This window comes from Pseudofrankia sp. EUN1h (assembly GCF_001854645.1).
In the GTDB taxonomy this organism is placed as follows: Bacteria; Actinomycetota; Actinomycetes; order Frankiales; family Frankiaceae; genus Pseudofrankia; species Pseudofrankia saprophytica.
This window is the reverse complement of record NZ_MBLN01000074.1, coordinates 78122-102938: the sequence shown is the minus strand read 5'-3', so window position 1 is coordinate 102938 and position 24817 is coordinate 78122. Positions and strand designations below refer to the sequence as shown.

The window sequence follows — 24817 nt, the reverse complement described above, 5'->3', positions numbered from 1 at the left end:
CAGTCGTCGACGGGGCTCAGTAGGCGAGCGCGGGAAGCCGGTCGAGGTCGTCGTCCGCGTCGCCGCGATCGACGCCGTCCGAGCCGGAGCCGGAGCCGGTGTCGGTGCCGTCGGCCGGCCCGCCTCGTCTCGGCAGCTCGGGGATGTCCGCCCGCCCGTGCCGCAGGAACAGCCGCAGCGCCACGACCGCGAGCGCGCCGTACAGGGCGGTGAACCCGATCACCGTGACCAGCGCCATCGCGGTCGACACCCCGGGCGAGACCCCGTCGGCGGTGCGCAGCAGGCCGAAGACCAGCCAGGGCTGCCGGCCCATCTCGGTGAAGATCCAGCCGGCGGAGTTGGCGAGGTAGGGCAGGGCCGTGCCCCAGACGACCCCCAGGAGCAGCAGCCGCGACCACCGCGAGGGCTCCTCGCCGGCCGGCGGCCTGGCCGGGGGCGACGCGGTCTCGGCGGTCTCGGTGGCCTCGGCCGTCGCGGCCGTCGCGGCCGTGACCGCGGTCGGTGCGGCGGCGGGCCTCCTGGTGCGGCGCAACCAGTAGCCGAAGGCGGCGGCCAGCAGCAGCGAAAGCCCACCGAAGCCCATCATCAGCCGGAAGGTCCAGTAGGTGACGCCCATGACGGGCGTGTAGTCACCAGGGCCGTACTTGTCCTGCTCCTGGGCGGCGACGTCCGTGACGCCGCGCACCTCGCCGTTCGGCGAGTTCGTCGCCAGGAACGACAGCAGGCCAGGGACCTTGATGTCGATCTTGTTCTGGCCGTCGTTCACGTCGCCGTAGGCGAACAGGGAGAACGGCGCGTTCGTCTCGGTGGTCCACAGCGCCTCGGCCGAGGCCATCTTCATCGGCTGCTGCTTGGTCATCACCTGCGCCTGCAGATGGCCGAAGCCCATGGTCGCCAGCGACGCGACGATCGTGACGCCGACCGCGAGCCTCGCGACCTTGCGGTGCAGCTCGACCTGGTGGCCGCGGCGCAGGTGCCAGGCCGACAGCCCCATCAGCACCGCCCCGGCCGTCACCAGCGAGGCGGCCAGCACATGCGGGAAGGTGACCAGCTGCGTGGAGTTCGTCAGCACCTTCCAGATGGAGGTCAGCTCCGCGCGGCCGGTGTCCGGGTTGATCCGGTAGCCGACCGGGTGCTGCATCCACGAGTTCGCGGCCAGGATGAAGTAGGCGCTGATGACCGTGCCGCCGGCGGCCAGCCAGATCGTCGCCAGGTGCACCCGGCGAGGAAGCCGGTCCCAACCGAAGATCCACAGCCCGAGGAACGTGGATTCCAGGAAGAACGCGACCAGCGCCTCCATCGCCAGCGGCGCGCCGAACACGTCGCCGACGAAACGTGAGTAGTCCGACCAGTTCATCCCGAACTGGAACTCCTGCACGATGCCGGTGACGACGCCCATCGCGAAGTTGATGAGCATCAGCTTTCCCCAGAACCTGGTCAGCCGGAGCCAGTCCGGGTTCCGGGTACGCACCCAGACCGTCTGCATCGACGCGACTGTCAGGGAAAGCCCGATCGTCAGCGGCACGAACAAGAAGTGGTAGACGGTCGTGATGCCGAACTGCCAGCGCGCGATCGTCTCGCCGCTCATCCGCCACCTCCGGGGCCCGGCCGCCCCGGTGAGCCGCCGAGCGCCAGACTGCCGGCACCCGCGCGCCGTGCGGCCGGTCCGTTCGGCCCTATCCGACGCCCCGAAGGTCGCGCACGCGCTACCCGGCCGGTACCGGTCCGCGCTGTCTACCAGCGGAAACGCCCGGCGGCGACCGCCGGGCACGCGGCCGTGACGTCGGCCACGCCGGCGGCGGCCGGGCAGACCTCGGCACAGGCGGCGGGGCCGGGGTGGTGTCGAGACCTTGGCGAGCGCCGGGAGGCGGCTATGAGGCGGTGGCGGCCTCGGCGGCGACGAGGTCCCAGGCCTTGGCGAGGGCCTTCTCGAAGGTCTCGCGGGGCTGGGCGCCGCTGACGGCGTACCTGGACTGGACGAGGAAGTAGGGCACGCCGCCGATGCCGAGCCGGCGGGCGTGTGCCTCGTCGGCGCGGACCTCGTCGGCGAACTCGCCGCCCGCGGCTACCGCGCGGACGCGGGCGCGGTCGAGGCCGAGGACGGCGACCGTGTCGGCGAGCATGTCGGGGTCGGCCAGGTTCGCGCCCCGGGTGAAGTAGGCGGCGAACAGCTCCTCGGCGGCGGCGGCCTGCAGGTCCTCCGTCGCGGCGTACCGCAGGACGCGGTGCGCCGCGAAGGTGTTGGTGGGCTTGAGGGCGGCGAAGTCGAAGGTCAGGCCGACGGCCGCGCCCATCGCCGAGACGCGCTCGTTCATCGCCACCGCCTGCTCGACGGAGACGCCGTACTTGGCGGAGAGGAGCTCGTTGATGCTGCCGGGCGGGGTGGTGGGCGCGTCCGGGTCGAGCTCGAAGCTGTGCCAGCGGACCTCGACCTCGTCGGCGTGCTCGAAGGTGGCCAGCGCCGCCTCGAAGGACCGCTTGCCGATGTAGCAGAACGGGCACGCGACGTCCGACCAGATGTCGATCTCCAGCATGGCCTCTCCCTGTCCTCACCCGAAGCCCGAGGCCGGCCAGGCCTCGCGACGCCCGACGTTACTGGCGGCTAGTGGAAGCGGGGCGGCTGGCCGGTGGCCTCCAGCACGGACATCCACAGGTCGCCGGACGGGTCGACCTGGTTGCGGTGACCGATCGCCAGCGGGATCGGGATGTGGATGAACCGGCGCCGCCAGCGGCCGACCACCATCTCGGTGCGGCCCGCCATCGCGGCGTGTACGGCGGCGTGCGCCAGCCGGATGCAGTACACGCTGTCGTACGGGTTCGCGGGCACGCTGCGGATCACGTAGCTCGGATCGATGTATTTCAGGTTGATCTCGACGCCGGCGGACGCGAAGTAGTCGGTGATCCGGTGGTTGAGGAACTGGCCGATGTCGTGCAGCTTCCTGTTGCCCGACGCGTCGGTGCCGGTGAGGTGGCCGCCGTTGTCCGCGGCGGACAGGTCCTGGCCGGCGCCCTCGGCGGCCACGACGACCGCGTGGCCGGTGTCCTCCATCCGCCGGCGCAGGTAGCTCAGCAGCCCACCCTCGCCGTCGAGGGCGAAGGGGACCTCGGGAATGAGCACCACGTCGGCGTCGGACTTCGCCAGTGACGCGTAGCAGGCGATGAACCCGGAATGGCGGCCCATCATTCGGACCAGCCCGATCCCGCCTGGCGCGCTGGTCGCCTCCGCGTGGGCCGCGGCGATCGACTCGGACGCCTTCGCGAACGCGGTCTGGAAACCGAAGCTCTGGTCGATGAACGGTATGTCGTTGTCGATGGTCTTCGGGATGCCGACGACGGCGATCTTCTCACCGCGCTCGGCCGCCACCCGGGCGATCTCGCCGGCACCGCGCAGCGTCCCGTCACCGCCGATGACGAACAGGATGTTGATGTTCATGCGGGAAAGGCAGTCGACGATCTCCTCCGGGTCCTGCTGGCCGCGGGAGGTGCCGAGAATCGTGCCGCCGTCCTCGCCGATGGTCGCGACCTTCTCCGGGGTGAGGTCGAGGACGTCGTGCCCGTACCTGGCGATGAATCCCTGGTAACCGTTGCGGAAACCGAAGATGCGGGTCACGCCGTAATGCGTCGTGAGCTCGGTCACCACGCCGCGGATGACGTTGTTGAGACCCGGGCACAGGCCGCCGCACGTGACGATGCCCACGCGTGTCTTCGCGGGGTCGAAGTAAATCTTCCGGCGCGGCCCGGCGGCTTCGAAGCTGGGTAGTTCCCCGATCGGCACTTTTCGTGCCGACACCATGGCCAATGTGTCGTCGAAGAGGACCTTGTCCGCCTCGTCGATGTAGTGCTCCGTCGTCGGCCGTTCACCAAGCAATGGGAGCAACGGGGAGGTCACCCGGCACGGCCCGAGCGTTCGGACCGCCAGCGCCTCGTGATCGACGGTCAGTGGATCGCCCAGCGTAGCCACCGTGCCCCGGACCTCTCCTCGCCTGCTCCGCCCGGTGCGTCCGGGCCAACTCCTGGCCGATCTGATGACCGTGATCCCGCTAATCGTCATCCTGGCGGTCGTGGACCTGGCTGTTCGGAGATCCTCGGCTGTTCCAGGACTTTCTCCGAGCCTACCGCCTCACCGCACCGCCAACCGGCCCCTGCCGGAGCGCACCGGGAACCCCGCGTGAACGGCCACACAGCGTCACCGTCTGGCGTCGTCCGACTGCGCCGAGAACACGACGGCCGGGGCGCCGACCGTTAGGGAAAGTGATGCGCGAGATCGGCTGGACATGGCGCGGTAACGAATGGCGGTATTCGCGACCTCCGGTTGCCGGAGTGGGTGGCGGTKGGAATGGGGCAATGGGAGCCGTGACGACGGTGAAGGTTCTCCGGGGTCACCTTCACGGGGTGGTGGTGTCCGGCGAGCATGCTTCCCGTGATGGTTTAGATGCATGCTGTGATGGTGTTGGCCGTAGAGCGCGGAGCGGTTCTGGTCCATGGAGGCATTGGTGACCACGTCGGGTGACGATCGTCGGCCCACCCCGGCGGCGCGGGCCAGGCCGGCCGCGGGGGAGCGCCCGGTAGGGGCGTGGCCAGGGCTACGAGCGATGCCGGCGACGTCCGGGCGCGACGTCGGCCTGCTCCTGCTCCGCGTCACCATCGGCGTGATCATGTTCGGTCACGGCACCCAGAAGCTGTTCGGGTGGTTCGGGGGTGGCGGCCTGGACGCCACCGCGGCGTCGTTCGGCAGGCTCGGCTACCCGGCGGCCCGGGTGTGCGCGGTCGTCGCCGGGCTGACCGAGGCCCTGGGTGGGGCGGGCCTCGCGCTGGGGTTCCTCACCCCGCTCGCCGGCGCCGCCATCCTCGGCACCATGATCAATGCGATGGCGGCCGTCTGGCACGGCAGCCTGTACGGATCGGACGGCATCGAGTACGAGGTCCTTCTCGCCATGACCGGCGCGTCCCTCGCGCTGACCGGCCCCGGCCGCTACTCGATCGACGACTACCTCGGCGGGCTGCGCGAGCCCCGCTGGCCCGTCGGCGCCGCCGCGATCGTTCTCGGTCTCGTCCTCGCCGCCGTCGTCCTGATCATCCGCGGCTGACGGCGCCCGGTTCGTCTCGAAACCGGGCGAAACGCCCCAGGGCCGTCCTGGAACGTTTCCGACGACCGGGCGATGGCATTGTCGCCGCGTCGTGTCCGAGGTCCGACAACAAACCGCCGTACCGCCGGCCGAATCGCTCCGTAGCATCGACCCGGAAACAACGATGTCTTCGACGGAGAAGGCGGCCGAATCATTCCCGTCCGCCGTCCGGCCAGCGGGAGGAAGAATGAGCGCGACCGCCTCGTCCATTGTCAGTCTGTCCAAGGACAGTGTCATCGTCGCGACGCCTACCGGTCAGGTGGCGCTGTTTCCCGGCTGGCGTGGCCCGGCGGCGGTGTGGGTGAAGGGCCGCGGCAACGCCTACGAGTGGGGCGTCTTCGCGGTCTCGGCGACCGACGTCGCGTTCGCGTCCCCGCGCGGCGAGCTGTTCCGCGCGCCCCGGCAGGGCACCGCCGTCAGCTGGCCGTGGTGGTCCGGCCGGATGATCGCCCACCTGCGGCTCCCGGGCGGCCAGAAGCACGCCGTCGCCTTCAGTCGCCCGTTCCCCGAGATGGCCGGGCCGGACCCGGCCGCCACCCGCCTCGCCATCGAGGTGCTGGGCGCCAATGGCGTCCTTCCGGCCGGCGGCCCGCACGCGCTGGAGGGCACCCGCATGTACTCCGAGATCGGCGAGGCCATCCGCGGCCTCGTGGACCTCGTGGCGGGATCCCGTCGTTCGAAGGCCGTCCGCGCGCTTCTCGCGTCCGCCTGACGCCGCCGACGGCCGCCGGGGTGGGCAGGTGCTCGGCGCCCTGCCCACCCCGGCCTCAGCGCAGGCCCGAGCGGACGAAGGCGTCGATGACCTGGCGCTGCAGCACCACGTAGAGGGCGAAGATCGGCAGGCAGGCGAGGCCCGAGGCGGCCATGATGGCGCCCCAGTCGTTGCCCTCCTGGGTCAGGTAGCCGCGGATCCCGAGCTGGATCACCGAGTTCGCCCGCTGCAGCACCAGCGCCGGCCAGAAGTACTCGTTCCAGGCGCTGATGAACAGCAGGATCCCCAGCGACGCGAGCACCGGGCGCATGTTGGGGACGACGACCGTCCACAAGGTCGTCCAGGATCCCCGCCCGTCGATGCGGGAGGCGTCGAGCAGCTCGCGCGGGAAAGCCTGCATGTGCTGGCGCAGCATCAGCACAGCCAGGGCCGAGCACAGGCTCGGCACGATGACGCCCGCCAGGGTGTTCAACAGGCCCAGCTTGTTGAGCACCAGGTAGTTGGAGATCATCGTCACCTGGAACGGGACCAGCCAGGTGGCGACGAACAGCAGGAAGAGAACGTTCCTGCCACGGAAGTCCCAGGCCGCGAACGCGTAGGCGGCCAGCAGGCAGACGAGTAGCTGGCCGACGGTCGACCCGACCGCGATGACCAGCGTGTTGGCCAGCAGCACCGGGACGTCGAGCGTGTCCAGTACGTAGGTGTAGTTGCGCGCCGACAACGGCCACGGCAGCGGGTTCTGGCTGAGGATGTCGCCGGGCCGACGGACCGACCCGGCGTACATCCAGTAGATCGGGACGATGCTGACCAGGCTCAGCGCGACCATCACCGCGTGCCGGCCGGCCGTCGCCGCCCAGGCCCACCGTGGCCTGGGCGGCGCGCCGGCGGGCGGCCCACCCCACGTCGCGGTGCCGGTGTCGCCAGCCTCGGCCGAGATGAGGCTCATCGTCGCGCGCTCCTCGCAGTCGTCGATCATCGGTCGGTCGTCGTCGGTCGTCGTCGTCGGTCGGTCGTCAGTTGTCGTGGAAGCTGAAACGGTCGGCGAGCGCCACCAGCCCGGCGGCGATGAGGCCGAAGACGACGAAGAACACGATCCCGGCGGCCGACGCGAGGCCGGAGTCGAAGTTGCGGAAGCCCAGCTCCCAGAGCAGGTAGTAGACGTTCGTCGAGCTTTCCGCCGGGCCGCCCTGGGTGAGGGAGTCCAGCAGCGGGAACGTCCACTGCCCGGAGAGCAGCACGGTCATCAGCACCAGGAACAACAGCGTCGAACGCAGCAGCGGCAGCGTGACCCAGCGCAGGATCTGCCAGCCGGTCGCCCCGTCGATCGCGGCGGCCTCGGCGTAGTCGGCGCTGATCCCGGTCAGGCCCGCCGAGACGACGAGCACGGCGAAGCCGCACATCGACCACGCGGTGATCGCGAGGATGGCCGGCAGCGCGGTCGACTCCTCGCGCAGCCAGTTGTGCGGCGCCATGCCGAACCAGCCGAGCGCCTGGTTGGACAGGCCGGTCGGGTCGAGCAGCCAGCGCCACACCGCCGCCGCCGCGACGGGCGCGACCAGCATCGGCGTGAACACGAGTGCCCGGTAAGCGTCGCGCGAGCGCCCGCCGAGCCGGCGCGTGACCAGTGCGACGGCGGTCGGCAGCACCACCGAGAACGGCAGCAGGCAGACGATGTAGATCACGGTGTTGACGGCGGCGTGCCGCAGGCCCGCCTGCGTGAACACCTGGCGGTACTTGTCGAGGCCGACGTAGGTCATCGGCGACGTCGGCAGCAGGTTCCAGTCGTAGAAGGACAGCTGCACGGCCTCGACGAGTGGCTTGTACGTCCAGAGCACCAGGCAGGCGAGCGCGGGCAGCAGGTACAGGTAGGGCGGGGTGGCCGCGAGCAGGCGCCGGGCCAGCGCCGGCCGGGCCGCCTGGACGGCGGCCCGGCCCTCGCCGGCGAGCGTCGCGGGGGCGGCGAGCTCGACGAACATCGGCGCCTATACCTCGGTGAGCTTCTCGAGGTCACGCGCCGCGGTGTCCGCCTCGGCGTTGAACTCGTCGGCGAAGCGGGCCAGCGTCTCCGGCGTCAGCTCGTAGATCTTGTCGCCGACCGTCACCGGGATGACCGTGGCGACGGCCTGGCCGGGGTAGACGTCGACCCGGGTGAACAGGCCGCCGGTCACGCCGGCGTAGCCGCCGGCCGGGCCGAGCGCGCGCGCCGAGTAGGAGACGGCGCCCGCGACCAGGACGGGCACGCCGCCGAGCACCCCGGCCGTGGCATGGTGCGCATGCCCGCACAGGACGATCCGCACGTCGGTGCCCGCGATGACCTTGGCGAGCCGCTCCGGCTCGGCCAGCACCATCGAGTTCAGCATCGCGATCGGCGACGGCACCGGCGGGTGGTGCAGCGCGAGGATCGTGCCGGCCGGCGCCGGGGTGGCGAGTTCGGCGGCGAGCCAGTCCAGCTGGGCGTCGGTGAGCTCGCCGAGGGCCTCGCCCGGCTCGGTCGAGTCGAGCGCGATGATGCGCAGGTCGCCGGCCCAGTGGACGTGGTCGTACGGCTCGGTCGTCGGCTCGGCGTCGAGCAGGCCCTCGCGGAACGGCCCGCGGTTGTCGTGGTTGCCCATCAGGTAGAGCACGGGCAGGCCGAGCCTGCCCGCGCGCTTCTCGACGTAGGCGCGCAGCCGCCGGTAGGAGGCCAGGTCGCCGGCGTCGGCCAGGTCGCCGGTCAGCAGCAGCGCCGCGACGTCGAGGCCGGACTCCTCGATCTGGTCGAAGGCGGCGGCGACGTTGGGCAGGGTGTCGAACATCCCGTGGTAGAGCTCGCCCTCCGGGACGATGTGGGTGTCCGAGAACTGGATGACGGTGTGGGTCGGGGACGGGGCGTCGGTGATGAGGCGCATGGTGGGCTCCGCGTTTCTGTTGCTAGGAGACATAGGCCGCCGGGTGCGCGAAGGAAGAGCATTTTCGCGCCCCCTTTGGCCCTCTAGGAAAGGTCGTCGGCGACGAGCAGGGCCTCGGTTAGCGCGTCGAGCCGCTCGGCCGTCGCGCCATGGGCGAGCAGGTAGCCGCGGGCACCGCCGTGGGCCGCCCGGACACGCTCCAGCGCCGCGCGGATCAGCTCGGGCGGGGCCGCCATCAGGCCCGCCGGCAGCCGGCGTGCGTCCCCGCCGCCGCTGGTGACCGCGGTGAGCCGGCGCAGCGCGGCGATCGCCTCGTCGTGCAGCAGCTCGGCGGTGAGCGCGTAGTCGCGGACGATCACCTCGTCGGGGACGCCGAGCAGGTCCAGCACCAGCATGATCGTCAGACCGGTCCGGTCCTTGCCGGCGCTGCAGTGCACGATCGCCGGCAGCGCGCCCGGCTCGGCCAGTGCCAGCACGACCGCGGTGAGCCGGTCGCCCTTGTTGTCGAGGATGAAGTCGTAGATAGCGGCGAGGTCCATCTCCAGGCCGGCCGCCTGCGCGGCCCGCACCCCCTCGGCCGCCGCCGCGCCCGTGCCCGGCGCGTTCTCGCCCGCCTCGCCCGTCGCCRCATCCGTGGCGGTGTCGGTCGTCGCCACGGACGGCAGCGGCGAGCCGCTGGAGTACAGCGGCATCCGGATCGTGGTGATCGGCAGCCGGCCGAGGGCGTTCGGCTCGTGCGCGACCTCCGTGTCCTCGCGCAGGTCGACGACCGTGCGTACCGGGATCTGGGCGAGCACCGCGCGGGCCTCGTCGCCGAGGCCGTGCATCGCGGCCGAGCGCAGCAGCGTGCGGCGCCGGACCCGGCGCCCGCCCGCGGCCGGGTAGCCGCCCACGTCGCGCAGGTTCAGCGCCCCGGGCAATCCGAGCACCCGGTCGGCGTCCGCCGGGTTGCCGAGATCGGGGGTCACGTCAAGTTCGAGATTCATGGTCCTCAGCGTTCCAGAGGCTCGCGCTGGCGAGCGGTCGCTGTTTCGTAGAAGTCAGCCGCCGGCGCCGGCCACCCGAGGGGCGGGTGGCCGGCCGGTGGTGGGTGGCTGGGCAGGTGGAGGCAGGTCAGGTCTTCGGCAGCAGGTCGGTCGCCTGCTTCTGCGCGGCGGTCATCGCCGTCCGCGGGTCCTTGCCCTGGTAGATCGCGCTCTCGGCGGCGGACATCATCAGGTCGGTGATCTGCTGGTATCCGTTGCCCGGGAACGACACCCATGGCTGCAGCCTGGTCAGCTGGTCGAGGTTCGGCCTGATCAGCGGGTGCTGGTCGGCCCACGGCTTCAGGAAGGCCGCGTCGTCGACCAGGCTCGTCCGCAGCGGCAGATAGCCGATCTTCGAGGAGATCTCGGTGTAGGCGTGGTCGCTGGTCAGGTACTTGATCAGCTCCCAGCCGGCGCGCTGCTTGGCCGGGTCGTTCGAGAAGATCGACAGGCCGGAGCCGGAGTTCGTCGGGACGGCCGGCTTCGCGCCGAAGCCTGGCTCGGCGGCGGCGGAGAGCTCCCAGCCACCGGACTGCGCGCCGGCTATGAAGGCACCCTGCAGGGCGGACGTCTCCAGCATCATGCCGAGATTGCCCTTGGTGAAGGCGTCCATGGCCTGGGCCTGGGAGAAGTTCGGGGAGGCGCCGGACTTGTACAGGTCCGCGGCCATCGACACCGCGCCGACGGCGGGCTCGTCCGCGAAGGTCAGCGACTTGCGGTCGGTCGAGACGACCTGGCCGCCGTTGGAGCGGACCAGGCTCTGGAAGCACCAGTCACCCGACCCCTTGGTGGTGCAGTCGAGATAGACGCCGTCCTTGCCGGCCTTCTGCTTGATGGCCAGCGCCGCCGCCTTGACCTCGTCCCAGGTCTTCGGCGGGTTCGCCGGGTCGAGACCGGCCGCCTTGAACAGCGTCGAGTTGATCCACAACACCGGCGTGGAGAACACGTACGGCAGTGCGTAGGTGTGGCCGCCCAGGTCGCCGAGCGTCGTGGCGGCCGGGGCGAACGGGTGCGTCCCGGCGAAGTTGGCCGTCACGGCGTCCTTGCCGACGAGGGCGTCGAGCGGCTTGGCCGACAGCGCCGTCGCGGCGAAGTCGAGCGCGTTGAAGGTGATCTGGGCGACGTCCGGCGGGCTGCCGGCCAGCGCCTGGGTCTTGATGGAGCCGACGAAGTCGCCCGCGGTCGTGCTCTGCGGTGGCTGCGCCTTGACCGTGATGTTCGGGTGCTCCTTCGCGAAGTCCGCGAGAAGCCCCTCGATGACGGGCTTCCAGGTGCCGGTGTTCGCGAGGTTGTAGCTCTCGAAGGTGATCGTCACCTTCTGGTCGGGCTTCAGCTCGGGGATCGTCGCCGCGGCGGCCGACGAGGCGCCGGCGGGCGCCGGGGAGCTCGATCCGCCGGTGGCGCATGCCGCCACCAGCGTCGAGAGCAGCGCGAGGCCGACGGCCGCGCGCCCGAGGCGTGGACGTGCCACGTCAGGGCTCCTAACTTGAGCGTTGCGCGCGTGCCCGGTGGACCGCGGGCACGCCTGGGAGCCGCGCGGCCCAGGGGCGGGCCGCCGGTGTGTGTGGGATGCGGGACGGGAGCCGGCGGGCGTCAGGCTCCGGAGACGGTGTCGGGTGTCGGGTGTCTGAGTCGGCGTCAGGCGCCGCTGGTGGTCAGCTCGACCGGTCGGGCCGGGCGCGGCACCTTCGCGTCCGGCTGCCAGGCGAGCCGGCGGCCGGAGTCCCGGCTGAACAGGTGGAGGTGCTCGGGGGCGACGGTCAGGGTGACCCGGTCGCCGATCGTGAGGCCGAGCGGTCGCGGCCCGCGTACCGCGACCGCGGCGCTCGCCGTGCCGCCGCCGGTGCCGATGGCGAGCCAGCCGACCTCCTCGCTGCCGAGGTTCTCGACGCCGGTCACCGCTCCGGCCAGCCGCCCGCGGCCCGCGGGTGCCGGAGCGCCGGCCGGCAGTACCCGCAGATGCTCCGGCCGGATGCCGAGGGTGACCTCGGTCGGGTCGGCCCCGCCCGGCCACAGTGAGATGTCGATGCCATCCGCGGTGAGGACGACCTGGCCGTCGCGACCGGCCACCGTCGCCGGCAGCAGGTTCATCGGCGGCGCGCCGAGGAAGCCGGCGACGAACACCGACGCCGGCTGGTCGTAGACCTCGGTTGGCGTGCCGACCTGCTCGAGGCTGCCGCCGTCGAGCAGCGCGATCCTCGTCGCCATCGTCATCGCCTCGACCTGGTCGTGCGTGACGTAGATGAACGTCGAGCCGAGCCTGCGGTGCAGGGCGGTGAGCTCGGTGCGGGTGGCCGTGCGCAGCTTGGCGTCCAGGTTCGACAGCGGCTCGTCCATCAGGAACGCGCGCGGGTCGCGGACCAGCGCCCGGCCGAGCGCCACCCGCTGGCGCTGCCCGCCGGAGAGCTCGCGCGGGCGGCGGCCGAGCAGCCCGTCGAGCTCCAGCTGGGCGGCCACCTCGCGTACCCGGGCCGCGATCTCGGCCTTCGAGCGGCGGGCGGCGCGCAGCGGGAAACCGATGTTGCGCTCCACGCTCAGGTGCGGGTACAGGGCGTAGCTCTGGAACACCATCGCCACGTCACGTTCGCGCGGCGGCAGGTAGGTGATGTCGCGGTCCTCGACGAGGATCCGCCCGGTGCTCGGCTGGATCAGGCCGGCGATCATGCGCAGCAGGGTCGTCTTGCCGCAGCCGCTCGGGCCGAGCAGGACGAGGAAGTCACCGTCGGCGACGTCGAGGGAGACGTCGTCCACCGCGCGGGTGGCGCCGAACACCTTGCCCAGGCCCTCGATTCGGATCCTTGCCACAACCGTGCTCCCGTGTGACGTGGCACCCCTGCCGGATCCGTGCGAACGGCGCTGGGACGCGGCCCGTGCCCGTCGGCGGAACTGGCGGAGATCCCTGGCTATGTACGAACGTTCCATAGATCGGAAATTTATGGATCGCTGTTACAAGCTCAGGGTCCGAGATCCAGGTGAACGGTCCAGGTACTCGCAACGAAGCCGCGCGGACGGCTAGGGCAACGCTGTCCACGCCAACGGGGCGCGGGAATCCGCAGATGGCGCGTCTGTGAGCGCCGTCTCACGGCGCGGGCGCCGCCCGGTCCGCTCGGTCCGCCCGGTCCGGGCTGACGATCATGCTGTCGAGCAGGTCCCGTTGCTGCTCGAGCTGGCGCGCGAGCGACGTGCCCGCCGCGTCCTCGCCGCGCAGCATGACCGCCTGCTGCAGCGCGGTGATCAGCAGCAGCGACGGCACTCGGCTGCCGATCGTGTCGCTGCCCAGCGGCCAGTGCGGCGAGCCCACGACGAGGAGCGCGTCGGCGAGTGCAGGCAGCGGGCCGCCGGCGTAGCTGGTGATGGCGACGACCGACGCGCCGCGGCCGCGCGCGATCTCGGCCACCCGGATCGTCAGGTCGTTCACGCCGCTGCCGGTGACCAGCAGGCAGAGGTCACCGGCGGACAGCCCGTTCGCCGCCAGCTGCTGTACGAGCGCGTCCGCCGGTGCCTCGACCGGCCGGCCGGCCGCGAGGAACCGCAGCGCCGCGTCCTGGGCGACCGGCGACGATCCGCCGTTGCCGACGAGGAGCAGCCGGCGCGCGCCGACGAGCAGGTCGACCGCGGTGGCGAGCTGGGCCCGGTCGAGGCCGGCCAACGCGTCCGCGAGCACGGAGGCGGCCGCCTGGAAGACCGCGTCGACGATCAGCTCCGGCGGGTCGCCGGCGCGCGGCTCGCGCAGGCCGCGGCGCCCGCCGCCTGGCGCGCCAGCCCCCGTCGCGGCGCCGGCGCCCGCGGCCTCGGCGTCGCGGGCGAAGACACCGGCCTCCCTGGCGAACGCCACCCGCAGCTGTTGGAAGCCGCGGAAGCCCATCGACTGGCAGGCTCGCACCACGGTCGCCGCCGACACGTCGGCCGCCGCCGCCAGTTGCGCGGCCGACCACTCGACCACGTCTTCCGAGCGCAGCAGGCACACCTCGGCGACGCGCCGCTCGCTCGGGATGAGCGTCGGCAGTGCCGCCCGGATGCCGGCGAACAGGCTGCCGGTGCGCGGCGGCGATGGGCTGACCATGCGTCCGTTCTTACCCGACGCGCGCACCGTTCGGGCGAACTCGTAACAGGCATGCTGCGCACGGATGTCGGGAGACGTCCGGCGCCTGGTTGGTCGTCCTCCTGCACGGCTCGGGGCGGAACCGGGGACCAGGGCGGCGATCCGGCTCGGCTGGGCTACGCCGCTACCTTCGGCTTGAGCGTGTACCAGCAGACGGTGGACCAGCCCGGGGTGGTCGGCTCGCCGAGGTAGTACCAGCCGGCGGGCAGGAAGGTGCCCCAGGTGGGCGGCGTGACGTCCGTGTACTCGACGGGGGAGTCGTCGGGGATCAGGAACGCCAGGGCGTCGGTGTCGCAGCCGCCCTTGCCGACCCTGATCAGTGGTTGGCGTATGTCCGGCCCGACCTTGCAGACGGCGGCCGTCGTCGGCGGCCAGAACACGCCGGCCTGGGCGTAGTAGCCGCCGACGAGCTGCGTCGCAGAGACCGGGTAGTCGTGGTTGGACGGGATGTTGACCCGGGCGCCGGGTGGGCAGTCGCGGGTCGGGTCGCCGCCGGCGGCGGCGGGGGTGACCTGGCCGAGGACCGCGCCGCAGGACGCGGCGGCGGCCGTGGCCGTGGCGAGGGCGGCAATCCGGCGGCCAAGCCGCCGGTGCCGTGGATGAGGTGTCCGCTCTTTCACGGAAAGCAACGTAGTGACCGCGCGGGTGTATCCGCCGGCCGTTCGGCGGCATGTCGGGATCTTGGCGTGGTCCCGGTGTCCCGCACCGGCGCCGACCGCGGCAGGCGCCGAATGGACAGGGCCGGTGGGGTGGCCGAGGCTGAAGTCGTGTCGGTGGGGGCACCGTCAGTGACGGCGCCGCGCCGGTGCGGCGCGACCGCGCCACGACCGCGAGGAGGCGCCGGATGATCCGTCGGATGCTGCTCGCCACGTCCCGTAGCCCCAGAGCGCGGGACCTCGTGGTCGCCACCCGGCCGACGCGCCGCGTCGTCGACCGGTTCGTCGCCGGTGAGCGGCCCGCCGACGCCCTCGAGGTGGTCCGTGGGCTCGCCGCCGACGGGATCGCCGCCACCGTCGACCGGCTCGGGGAGAGCGGCGTCGACCTCGCCAGCGCGCGGGAGGCGACCGACGGGTACCTCGCGCTGCTCGACCTCGCCGAGGACGTGGGGCTCGCCGCCGGGCTGGACGTCTCGGTGAAGCTGTCCGCGCTGGGCCGGCTGGTGCCCTACGGCGGACTGAAGATCTGCTACGAGAACGCCGCGGAGATCTGCGCCCGCGCGGGAGCCGTCGGCGCCACGGTGACCGTCGACGCCGAGGACCACACCAGCGTGGACGCGGGCCTGGCGGTGCTCGCCGACCTGCGCCGCGACTTCCCGACCACCGGGGCGGTGCTGCAGGCCTACCTGCGCCGCGCCGAGGACGACTGCCGTCGGCTGGGCCGCGCCGGCGCGCGGGTGCGGCTGTGCAAGGGCGCCTACCGGGCGCCGGGCGACGTCGCCTTCACCCGCCGCGCCGACGTCGACGCGTCCTATGCCAGGTGCCTCGGCATCCTGATGGCCGGCGACGGCTACCCGATGGTCGCCACCCATGACCCGCGGCTGCTGGCGCTCGCCGGCCGGCTCGCCGAGACGCGCGGCCGCGACCGGGACGGCTTCGAGTACCAGCTGCTGCACGGCGTACGGCCGCACGAGCAGCTCAGGCTCGCGAGCCTCGGCGCCCGGGTGCGGGTCTACCTGCCCTACGGCCCCGACTGGTACCCGTATCTGCTTCGCCGGATGGCTGAACGCCCCGCCAACCTGGCCCTTTTCCTGCGTGCCCTGCGTACCCGCTCCTGACGCGGCCCGAGGTGTCGGCGCCGGGTTGGACGGTGAACGGCCGTGCCGTTCGGGCGGCGCTGAATTCTCCTACAGGTGAGGTTCACCTGCGCGAAGGTTAGGCTGACCTGAACAATACCAGCCTGGCGAGTGTAATCCCCCTCCCGTACCACCCGTCTCATTTCTGTGGTTTGCTGTTCGTGGGTGGAACTGGAGGCGGTCGCGCGTCGTCCTCGCTGGTCACGGATTGTGGTCGCGGAATTGCTCCGCCCTCGGATGACCCACCCGCCCGCGACGGCGAGGTAATGGCGGAAGGTGCATGACCATGCGCGGGGACGCGGAGATCATCGAGCTGTTGAACGCGGTGCTCACCGATGAGCTGACGGCGGTGAACCAATACTTCCTGCATTCGCGTATGCAGCGTAACTGGGGGTACAAGCGGCTTTCTGAGCATTCCTACCACGAGTCGATCGACGAGATGAAGCACGCCGACGAGCTCATCGAGCGGGTGCTTTACCTCGGCGGGCACCCCAACCTCCAGCGGCTGCACACGCTGGCCATCGGCGAGAACGTGCCCGAGCAGCTCAGTCTCGACCGCAAGCACGAGGAGCGGTCGGTCGACGTGCTGCGACCTGGCATCGCCCTGTGTCGAGAGCGTGGCGACATCGGCTCCGCGCTGCTGCTCGAGCGGATCCTGCACGACGAGGAGGAGCACATCGACTGGCTCGACGCGCAGCACGACCTGATCGACCAGATCGGAACCGAGAACTACCTGGCGCAGCAGATCCGCGACTGAGCGCCGAACGGCGGTCCTGCCCCGCCCGGCGCCGTCTCGCGCCGTTCGGGGGTGTCGTCGACCCGTCGCCTGTCTCACTATGTGGGACTCTAGTATCAAAATATGGGAACTAGGGGCGCGGGCTACCGCTGGGTGGTGCTGGCGGTCGGGACCGTGGCGCAGGCGACGACCAGCGCGTACTTCCAGGGGCTCGCCGGGATCGGGCCGGCGCTGCGGGCCGAGCACGGGCTGACGCTCGGGGGGCTGGGGCTGCTGCTGGCCTGCCCGACGGCCGGCATCCTGCTGACGCTGCTCGCCTGGGGGCCGCTGGTCGACCGGTACGGCGAGTGCCCTGCGATGACGGCCGGGCTCGCCGGAGCGGCGGTGTGCCTGTTCGGCGCCGGGCTCGGCCACGGCCTCGCCACCCGGGCGGTGCTGCTGGCGCTGGCCGGGGCGGCCGGCGCGAGCGTCACGACCGCGAGCGGCCGGGCCGTGCTGACCTGGTTCCCCGGCGCGCGCCGCGGTGTCGCGATGGGGATCCGCCAGTGCGCGGTGCCGGCCGGCTCGGGGCTCGCCGCCGCCGGGCTGCCGGCGGTGACCGACCGGTTCGGCGTCGCCGCCGCCTTCTACGCCCTCGCCGCCTGTTGCCTGGCGGCGGGCATCGCGGTGCTCGCGTTCATCCGTGAGCCACCGCCGGCTCTGCGCGCGGACGCCCCCCGACCTGTGGCGGCGGGGTTCTCGGGGCCCGCTCAGCCCGCGGCGCACGCGGAACCGGGCCTCGCGGGAGACCGGCCGGCCTCGACCCGGGACGTGCTGCGTGACCGGCGGCTATGGCGGCTGAGCGTCGCCGCGGGGCTGCTGGTCGTGCCGCAGTTCACGATGGTCGCGTTTCTGGTGGAGGTGCTGCACGACGGCCGTGGGATGAGCGCCCAGCGCGCGGCCGTCGTGCTGACCGTCGCGCAGGCGGCGGGCGCGCTCGCGCGCATCCTGGTCGGCGCCTGGAGCGACCGGGTGGGAGCCCGGCTGCGCCCGCTGCGGGTGCTCGCCGTCGCCGCCGCGGCCGGGATGGTCGCCGCCGCCGTGGCGACGGCCGCCGCGCCGGTGGGCCTGCTCGCGGTGGTCCTGGTGCTGGCCGCGGCCGTGACGGTCTGCTGGAACGGGCTGGCGTTCACCGCGGCCGGCGAGCTCGCGCCACCCGGCCGGGCGGCGACCGCGATGGCCGCGGAGAACACGATGAACTTCGTCGCCGCCGCGGCGACCCCGCCGCTCGTGGGCCTGCTCGTCACGGGGACCGGCTGGTCACGCGCGTTCCTGCTGGTCGCGATCGCCCCCGTCGCGGCCGCGTTCGCCCTGCGCCCCATCCTGGAGCGCCGGCCGCCCGCCGAGGCCGTGCGCCAGCTTCTCCTGCGCTGACTTGTGGGGGGGTTGTTATGAAACACGCCGGCTGACCTTCATGTTCGCGTCGTCGCGACTGACTAACGGACCGCCGGTTTGGCCGCTATGGTGAGGCCCATGCGAGGCGCGGACGGCGTGTTCACCGCCGCCGAGGCGTCCCGCCCACCGTGCTGATCGTCGTCGCGCTCAGCCTCCTCGCTGCGTTCCTGTGGGCTCTGTCGGCCGTCCTGCAGCAACGGGCCGCGATGCGGGCGAGCCGCCGGGGCTCGCTGGCGCTCGACCGGGTCGTCCCCGGGCACGGCCTGATGCTGGCCCTGATGCGTGACCCACTGTGGTTCGCCGGCTGGCTGGCCAACCTCGGCGGCTTCCTCGTCCAGGCAGGGGCGCTCTACCTGGGCTCGGTGGCGGTCGTGCAGCCGCTGATCGTGGCGCAGCTGCTGTTCGCGCTTCCGCTGTCCCGGGTCGGCTCGGGCCGTCCGCTGCCGCACGGGGCCTGGTGGGCCGCCGGCGCCGTGTCCGCGGGGCTCGGTGTCCTGCTGACGGTGCGCGGCAAGCCGCCCGAGGTCGTGCATGTCGACGACACGCGCCTCATCGCCGCCATCGCGGTCACGGTCGCGGTCGGGGTCGCGATCACGGTGGTGTCGATCGGCCGGCCCCCGGCGCTGCGGGCCCCGATGTTCGGCATCGCCGGTGGGTTCTTCTACGCGCTCAACGCGGTGCTCATCAAGCGCACCGTCGGTCTCCTCGTCGACCACGGCGTGCTCGCGCTGGCGGCCTCGTGGCACGTCTACGCACTGATCGCCGCGATGATCACGAGCATGACGCTCAGCCAGACGGCCTACGCCTCCGGGCCGTTCGCAGGCGCGGTGACCGGCATGAACATCACCAACCCGGTCGTGTCCTACCTGCTCGCCGTGCTCGTCTACGGCGTCCCCGCGCCGACCGCCCCCCACCAGGTGATCGGGCTGACGGCCGCGGCCGCGCTGGTCATCGTCGGCGTCACCGGCCTCGCGCGCATGCTCCTGCCGTCCCGCCCGGTGGGCACTTCGGTCGCGGTGCCGGTCCAGGAGGCCGTCCGGCGCCGCCGGGCGGCCGGCGCCGGACGCCGGGCCTAGGCCAAGGTGGTCCTGGAACCGCCGAGGTGGTCCCGAAACCGAGGAAGCCCCGGGCAGGCCAGCCCGGGGCTTCCTCGGTTCGAGCAGGTGGCTCAGGCGTCCCGGCGGACCATGGTGTAGGCGGCCGCGCCGAGGCCGACGACGATCCACGCGAGCAGGACGATCAGGCCGCCAAGCGGCGTCATCACGTCCGAGTCGCGGACGACGGTCACCAGCGCCTCGCCGCCGCCGTCCGGGACGAACTTGTGAATGCTGCCCCAGTCGCCGGGCAGCAGGCCGGTGATGATCGGCACCACGAAGATCAGGCCGAGCAGTGCGGCGATCGCGCCGCCGGTGCTGCGGATCAGGGTTCCGAGCACGAGCCCGAGCAGGCCGATGGTGGTGACGAAGAACGCCCCACCGAGCAGCACGCGCACCACGTGCGGGTCGCCGATCGAGACGCCGAGACCGATCTGGTGGAGGATCGCCTGGCCGCAGAAGAACGCGGCGAGGATCGAGAGCAGGGACAGCGCGAAGCTGGCCACGCCGAACACGGCGGCCTTCGCGAACAGCACCGGCAGCCGGTGCGGCACCGCGCCGAGCGACGTGCGGATCATCCCGGTCGAGTACTCACCGGTGATCAGCAGCACGCCGAGGACGCCGATGGCGATCTGGGAGAAGTAGCCGCCGACCAGGCTCGTCATCACCGGCTCGGTGAAGTTCTCGGCCTGCTCCTGCGGAGTCGAGTTGTGCCATTCCGAGACGGTGATCGCCGGAATGAGGCAGCCGAAGCCGATCGTCACGACGAACGCCGCGAGCATCGTCCACATCGTGGAGCGCAGCGACGTGAGCTTGGTCCACTCGGAGCGCAGGACCCGGGAGATCGTGACCTTGGCGGTCTTGTGGAACGCGGCCGGCTGCCGAACGGGTGCCGGCGCCGCTACCCGCGGCTGGAGGGTCTCGCCGGACCCGAGCGGTGTGGTGGTCATGCCTGCCCCCTCGCGTTGGTCGCGCCGGCCCCGACGGAGCCGTCGTCTACGAAGCCGCCGGCGGAGGTCGCGGCGGCCGGAACACGGGCCTGCTGCGGCTGGCCGTGGTTGTACTCGACGGCGTCCCGGGTGATGTCCATGAACGCGTCCTCCAGCGACACCTGCCGCGGGGTGAGCTCATGCAGCGGGACGCCGGCCTCGAACGCCAGGTCGCCGATCCGCTGGGCGGTCAGGCCGTTGACGGCCAGCGTGTCCAGCCCGGTGGGCGTGGTCTTCGCGTTCTCGCGGTCGAGCACCTCGGCGAGCCGGCTGGCCTGCGGGGAGCGCACGTGCACCAGGTCGCCGGAGGCGGACCGGATGAAGTCCTCGACCGACATGTTCGCGATCAGCTTGCCGCGCCCGACGACGATCAGGTGGGTGGCGGTCAGCGCCATCTCGCTCATCAGGTGCGACGAGACGAAGATGGTCCGGCCCTCGGCCGCGAGCGTCTGCAGCAGGGTTCGGATCCAGCGGATGCCCTCGGGGTCGAGCCCGTTGACCGGCTCGTCGAGGATGAGCACGTCCGGGTCGCCGAGCATCGCGGACGCGATCCCCAGGCGCTGTCCCATGCCGAGCGAGAAGCCGCCGACCCGCTTGCCCGCCACCTCGGACAGGCCCACCAGGCCCAGCACCTCGTCGACCCGGCGGCGCGGGATGCCCTGCGTCTGCGCCACGGCCAGCAGGTGCTTGTAGGCCGACCGGCCGGTGTGCACGGCCTTCGCCTCGAGCAGCACGCCGACCTCGCACAGCGGGGCGGCGAAGTCCCGGTAGGCCTTGCCGTTGACGGTGATCTTGCCCTTGGTCGGCCGGTCGAGACCGATGGCCATCCGCATCGTCGTGGACTTGCCAGCGCCGTTCGGGCCCAGGAACCCGGTGACCACGCCTGGCTGGACGCTGAAGGTGAGGTCGTCGACAGCCGTCTTGCTGCCGTACCGCTTTGTCAGGCCGCGCGCCTCTATCATCCGCCTACCTCAGGGGTCTATCGGCTGTCCGTCACGTCCACCTTAGGGGCACCCCGTAGGCGCTCCCGACCCCGGAGGTGGCGACATGCCGGCCTTGATGTGTACGTCGGGTGACGGCGACCGGGGCTGGAAACACGTGGCTGTACCGCCTGACTGCTCGGCGTCACCATTCGCGCAGGTCAACTGCGCGACCTCCGCGGGCGGGTCGCTCGGGCGCGGACGGCGCGCGCCACGCGGGCCGGATCCTGTCCGTTATCCGACACCCGCGCCCGTGGGTAGGGCGGTCGGCTCGGACAGGAATCGGGCACCTGCCCGATGCCGCCACCCCCGTCCGACGGTGATCGTGGATAGCGACACGAGAAGACGGCGGCACGCGCCGAGGGGCGCGAGAGGACGTGGCAGACGATGTTGTCCTGGCAGATCACGACGGCGGCGGCGGGCGAGCACGGCGACCAGCTGCGGCGGGACGCGGCGGCGGCCCGGTCGGCCCGGTCGGCGCGGGCGAGCGCCCCCGCCGAGGCTCCGAAGAGCGGGCGCCTGGCGCTCGATCCCGAGGAGGTCTACCCCGACGAGCCGGCCGAGGGCCGGGGCGCCGGGCGGCGGACCGCCAGTGGCCGGCGCCGCTGAAGCGGCGCCGGGAAGGCGAGAGTTACAGGCGGGTGACGGAAAACCGGGTGGAGTTGTCGCAGTCGTCCGCCAGACTAGGAGATATGACGCGACTCGCCAGCTCGGTGTTCGTCGGCCGCGCGGTCGAGCTCGCCCGGCTGGAGGGCGCGCTGCGACGCGCGGCCGACGGCGAGGGCGCGGGCGTCATCGTCGGCGGCGAGGCTGGCGTCGGCAAGACCCGGCTGGTGGAGGAGACGGCCGCCCGGGCCGCCGCGGCGGGGCACACCGTGCTCGCCGGGGGCTGCGTCGAGCTCGAGGGCGACGGACTGCCGCTCGCCCCGGTCGTCGAGGCGCTGCGCGGCCTGGCCCGCCGGATAGGCCCTGAGGCGCTGGCCCGGCTCGCGGGCGGGCGCCGCGACGAGCTGGCCCGGCTCCTGCCCGAGGTCGCCGGCCCCGCCACCAGCCCCGCGGCCGCGGGTGAGGACGTCCAGGGGCACGGCATCGGCCGGCTGTTCGACCTGGTGCTCGGCGTCGTCGAGGCGCTGGCGGCCGAGCAGCCGGTGCTGTTCGTCATCGAGGACCTGCACTGGGCGGACCATTCCACCCGCGCCCTGGCCGCGTTCCTGCTGCGCAACCTGCGTGGCTGCCGGGCGACGCTGGTGCTCACCTATCGGGCCGACGGCGTCGGGCCAGGCCACCCGCTGCGGACATTCCTCGCCGAGTCCGAGCGGCTGCGCTGGGTGGCGGGCTCGGAGCGACAGCGCTGGGTCGAGCGGATCGAGCTCGCCCGGTTCGGCCGGGCCGAGGTGACCGAGCTGGTCGAGGCCATCCTCGGCGAGGCGCCGGCGGACGACCTGGTCGACGCCGTCATGGACCGCTCGGACGGCAACGCGTTCTTCGTCGAGGAGTTGGTCTGCGCCGCCGGCGCAGGCGGGGTCGACACGATCAGCCCGACACTGCGCGAGGCCCTGCTCGCCCGGATCGAGGCGCTGCCGGCGGCGACGCGCCACCTGTTGCGGGTCGCGGCCGCGGGCGGCCAGCGGGTAGAGCACCGCCTCCTTGCCGCAGTCCTCGGCCTGCCGGAGGAGCAACTGTGGGACGCGCTGCGCGCGGCCGTCGCCACGGGTGTGCTGATGGTCGCCCCGGCCGACGACGCCTACTGCTTCCGCCACGCGCTGACCCGCGGCGCCCTGCGCCACGAGGCGCTGCCCGGAGAGCTGTCCCATCTGCACCGGCGCTACGCGCAGGCGCTGGAGGCCGATCCGGGCCTGGTCGGTGGCGGCTCGCGGGCCGCCGCGGCGGTCGCCTACCACTGGTACGCGGCCTGCGACCACCTCAGGGCGCTGCCGGCCCTGCTGACCGCCGCCCGCGCCGCCGCCGGCACCTTCGCGTTCGCCGAGGCGCTGCGGCACTATGAGCGGGCGCTCGCCAGCTGGGACGAGGTGCCCGACGCGGCCGAGCGGGCGGGTGTCGACCACCTCGGGGTCCTGGAGGCGGCGATCGCGGTGGCGAAGACGGCCGGCGAGCTGCGCCGTGGGCTGGACCTGACGACCCAGGCGCGTGCTGAGGCCGCCCGTCTGGGGGACCCGGTGCGCCAGGCCCTGGTGCTGACGGAGCAGAGCTTCCTGTTGCGCATGCTCGGCCATTCGGACGGGGTCGAGGAGGCGCGGGAGGCGGTCCGGCTGATGCCCGCCGAGCCGCCCACGCCGACGCGGGCAAAGGTGCTGGTCTCGCTGGGCAAGGCGCTGTCGATGATCCCGCGGCGCGCCGCGGCGCTGGAGGCGATCGAGGAGGCGCTGGCCGTCGCCCGCGCCACCGGCGCGCGCCGGGTCGAGGGAAAGGCCCTGATGAGCACCGCCTGCCTCGCCAGCGTCTGGACCTGGCCGGAGGATGCGCGCCTGGGCCGGGAGATCGCCCAGGAGCTGGGCGACGACGACCTGCTGCTGTCCAGCTACACCAACGAGTCCGACACCTGGCTCGGTGGCTGCCGTTTCGACGAGGCGATCGCCGCCGGACGCGAGGGGTTGCGGCTGGCCCGCAGGCTCGGCCAGGAACGCAACCACGGCCTGCTCATCGCGGGCAACGTCGTCGAGGCGCTGTTCGGGGCCGGCCGCTGGGACGAGGCCGAGAAACTGCTCGCCGAGACCACCGAGCTCGGCCCGGTGGGAATCCACGCGCTGTTCCTCGAGCAGCTGAGAGGCGACCTGGCGCTGGCCCGTGGCCGGCTCGATGAGGCCGCGACGGCGCTGGCCGCCGCCGAGGGCACACTCGCCTACCGTTACCTCGGCAGCCAGTACACGATGCCGCTCCTGCGGCTGCGCATCGAGGTCGACCTGCGCCGTGCCCAACCGGGCGCGCTGGCCGATGGCGTCGCCGCCGCCCTGGCGGCCGTGCGCGCCGTGGAGACGTTCGACTTCACCGACGTGGTCCGCTACGCCGCGCCGTTGCTCGCCGCCGCCATGGGCGCCACCGCCGAGGCCGCGGGCGTGGCCAGGGCCCTGCGCGCCCGGGACGACCTGCGCCGCGCCCTCGAGGCCGCCGACAGGGTCGCCGCGCTGGCCGCCGAGATGCCGTTCGACCGGGCGGTGTCCGGTGAGGCCTGCCGCGCGGTGATCGCCGGGGAGCAGGCCAGGGCCGAGAGCCGGCCGGACCCGCGGGCGTGGGCGAGTGCGGCGAAGGCCTGGGCCGCGCTCGGCGTGCCCTACCACTCGGCCAGGGCGCGCTACCGGCGGGCGGAGGCGCTGCTCGCCATCGGCGACCGGTCGGCGGCCGGTGACGAGCTGCGCGCCGCCGCGACCGCCGCGGACGCGCTCGGCGCGCACCTGCTGCGCCATGACCTGCGCCTGCTCGCCGCGCAGGGCCGCCTGGCGCTGCCGGGCTCCGCGGACGAGCTGACTGCGGCCGAGGGTGAGTGCGGGGTGGCCACCGCGGACGGCCCGCCGCTCGGCCTGACCGCGCGGGAGCTGGACGTGCTGCGCCTCGTCGCCGCCGGCAGCACCAACCCGCAGATCGCCACGGCCCTGTTCATCAGCCGCAAGACCGCGAGCACGCACGTCTCGAACATCCTCGGCAAGCTGGGCGTCACCACTCGCGGCGAGGCCGCGGCCGTCGCCCACCGCCTGCGCCTGTTCGATGGCACCGACGTCGCTGATACCGCCGTCCCCGACCACCGTCCCGTGACGCGCCGCTAGTCGTCGAGTCCTTCACCGTCGGCGGGTCACCCAGGGGCAGGACGGTCAGCCGTTGGCGACTCCGGCGGTGGGGGAGAGGTCGCCGCGGTCCGGACTGCTCGGAGCGGTTGGTGCTGTTGGTCACCAAGTCCATCGCCCAACGACGCAAGGATGCCGACGA

At 72.7% G+C, this 24817-nt stretch carries 21 protein-coding genes; 8 read left to right on the top strand and 13 right to left on the bottom strand.

Annotation, left to right across the window (positions count from 1 at the left end; translation table 11 throughout):
* Positions 1-16 precede the first annotated feature (16 nt).
* The 3 genes from BCD49_RS29355 to BCD49_RS29345 all read right to left on the bottom strand — a co-directional run bounded on the left by BCD49_RS29355 (position 17) and on the right by BCD49_RS29345 (position 3952).
* Positions 17-1588, bottom strand: coding sequence for a cytochrome ubiquinol oxidase subunit I (locus BCD49_RS29355; protein ID WP_007515467.1), 1572 nt, complete (start codon positions 1586-1588; stop codon positions 17-19).
* A gap of 283 nt (positions 1589-1871) precedes the next feature.
* Positions 1872-2534: a DsbA family oxidoreductase gene (locus tag BCD49_RS29350; protein WP_007515464.1), complete on the bottom strand. Its 663-nt coding sequence runs from the start codon at positions 2532-2534 to the stop codon at positions 1872-1874.
* A gap of 68 nt (positions 2535-2602) precedes the next feature.
* Complete coding sequence (locus BCD49_RS29345; RefSeq protein ID WP_027140482.1) at positions 2603-3952, bottom strand: ATP-dependent 6-phosphofructokinase; 1350 nt, start codon at positions 3950-3952, stop codon at positions 2603-2605.
* A 640-nt stretch (positions 3953-4592) separates the two neighbouring features.
* Between BCD49_RS29345 and BCD49_RS29340 the strand changes: the two genes are divergently transcribed.
* Both BCD49_RS29340 and BCD49_RS29335 read left to right on the top strand, forming a co-directional pair.
* Positions 4593-5087 (top strand): DoxX family protein, encoded by a 495-nt coding sequence (locus BCD49_RS29340; protein WP_007515462.1) that lies wholly within the window; start codon positions 4593-4595, stop codon positions 5085-5087.
* A gap of 226 nt (positions 5088-5313) precedes the next feature.
* Positions 5314-5838 carry a hypothetical protein gene (locus BCD49_RS29335; protein ID WP_007515461.1) on the top strand — a complete coding sequence of 175 codons (525 nt, stop codon included), beginning with the start codon at positions 5314-5316 and terminating at the stop codon, positions 5836-5838.
* A 55-nt stretch (positions 5839-5893) separates the two neighbouring features.
* Here the strand turns inward: BCD49_RS29335 and BCD49_RS29330 are convergent, their stop codons facing one another.
* The 8 genes from BCD49_RS29330 to BCD49_RS29295 form a co-directional block, all read right to left on the bottom strand.
* On the bottom strand, positions 5894-6784 hold the full coding sequence (locus BCD49_RS29330) for a carbohydrate ABC transporter permease (RefSeq protein WP_007515460.1): 891 nt from the start codon (positions 6782-6784) through the stop codon (positions 5894-5896).
* Positions 6785-6851: 67 nt separating this feature from the next.
* The gene (locus BCD49_RS29325; protein ID WP_007515459.1) at positions 6852-7814 is read right to left on the bottom strand and encodes a carbohydrate ABC transporter permease; all 963 of its coding nucleotides are present in this window, start codon (positions 7812-7814) and stop codon (positions 6852-6854) included.
* A 6-nt stretch (positions 7815-7820) separates the two neighbouring features.
* On the bottom strand, positions 7821-8726 hold the full coding sequence (locus BCD49_RS29320) for a metallophosphoesterase (RefSeq protein ID WP_007515458.1): 906 nt from the start codon (positions 8724-8726) through the stop codon (positions 7821-7823).
* Between the two features lie 83 nt (positions 8727-8809).
* Entirely contained in the window at positions 8810-9712 is a 903-nt protein-coding gene (locus BCD49_RS29315; protein ID WP_071042132.1) for a tyrosine-protein phosphatase, read from the bottom strand.
* A 127-nt stretch (positions 9713-9839) separates the two neighbouring features.
* A complete protein-coding gene (locus BCD49_RS29310; RefSeq protein ID WP_007515456.1) occupies positions 9840-11222 on the bottom strand; it encodes an ABC transporter substrate-binding protein in 1383 nt (460 codons plus the stop codon).
* A 167-nt stretch (positions 11223-11389) separates the two neighbouring features.
* Positions 11390-12556 carry an ABC transporter ATP-binding protein gene (locus BCD49_RS29305; protein ID WP_007515455.1) on the bottom strand — a complete coding sequence of 389 codons (1167 nt, stop codon included), beginning with the start codon at positions 12554-12556 and terminating at the stop codon, positions 11390-11392.
* Between the two features lie 274 nt (positions 12557-12830).
* Positions 12831-13814, bottom strand: a complete 984-nt coding sequence (locus BCD49_RS29300) for a MurR/RpiR family transcriptional regulator (RefSeq protein ID WP_071042131.1) — start codon at positions 13812-13814, stop codon at positions 12831-12833.
* Between the two features lie 155 nt (positions 13815-13969).
* Positions 13970-14473: a hypothetical protein gene (locus BCD49_RS29295; protein WP_007519410.1), complete on the bottom strand. Its 504-nt coding sequence runs from the start codon at positions 14471-14473 to the stop codon at positions 13970-13972.
* Between the two features lie 224 nt (positions 14474-14697).
* Here BCD49_RS29295 and BCD49_RS29290 point away from each other — a divergent pair, with 224 nt between their 5' ends.
* The 4 genes from BCD49_RS29290 to BCD49_RS29275 all read left to right on the top strand — a co-directional run bounded on the left by BCD49_RS29290 (position 14698) and on the right by BCD49_RS29275 (position 18891).
* A complete protein-coding gene (locus tag BCD49_RS29290) occupies positions 14698-15627 on the top strand; it encodes a proline dehydrogenase family protein (RefSeq protein ID WP_007519411.1) in 930 nt (309 codons plus the stop codon).
* 304 nt (positions 15628-15931) lie between these two features.
* Complete coding sequence (bfr, locus tag BCD49_RS29285; RefSeq protein WP_027140483.1) at positions 15932-16402, top strand: bacterioferritin; 471 nt, start codon at positions 15932-15934, stop codon at positions 16400-16402.
* A gap of 102 nt (positions 16403-16504) precedes the next feature.
* Positions 16505-17794, top strand: coding sequence for an MFS transporter (locus BCD49_RS29280; protein WP_007519415.1), 1290 nt, complete (start codon positions 16505-16507; stop codon positions 17792-17794).
* A 149-nt stretch (positions 17795-17943) separates the two neighbouring features.
* Positions 17944-18891 (top strand): DMT family transporter, encoded by a 948-nt coding sequence (locus BCD49_RS29275; RefSeq protein WP_007519417.1) that lies wholly within the window; start codon positions 17944-17946, stop codon positions 18889-18891.
* Positions 18892-18983: 92 nt separating this feature from the next.
* On the opposite strand, the gene BCD49_RS29270 is transcribed toward BCD49_RS29275, so the two are convergent.
* Positions 18984-19859, bottom strand: coding sequence for an ABC transporter permease (locus BCD49_RS29270; protein ID WP_007519419.1), 876 nt, complete (start codon positions 19857-19859; stop codon positions 18984-18986).
* Positions 19856-20860, bottom strand: a complete 1005-nt coding sequence (locus tag BCD49_RS29265; RefSeq protein ID WP_007519420.1) for an ABC transporter ATP-binding protein — start codon at positions 20858-20860, stop codon at positions 19856-19858. Before BCD49_RS29265 ends, BCD49_RS29270 begins: the two co-directional genes overlap by 4 nt.
* Before the next feature lie 405 nt (positions 20861-21265).
* Here BCD49_RS29265 and BCD49_RS29260 point away from each other — a divergent pair, with 405 nt between their 5' ends.
* Together BCD49_RS29260 and BCD49_RS45960 are read left to right on the top strand one after the other, a co-directional pair.
* Positions 21266-21487 carry a hypothetical protein gene (locus tag BCD49_RS29260; RefSeq protein WP_007519422.1) on the top strand — a complete coding sequence of 74 codons (222 nt, stop codon included), beginning with the start codon at positions 21266-21268 and terminating at the stop codon, positions 21485-21487.
* 83 nt (positions 21488-21570) lie between these two features.
* Positions 21571-24657 (top strand): helix-turn-helix transcriptional regulator, encoded by a 3087-nt coding sequence (locus BCD49_RS45960; RefSeq protein WP_063630154.1) that lies wholly within the window; start codon positions 21571-21573, stop codon positions 24655-24657.
* Positions 24658-24817 lie beyond the last annotated feature (160 nt).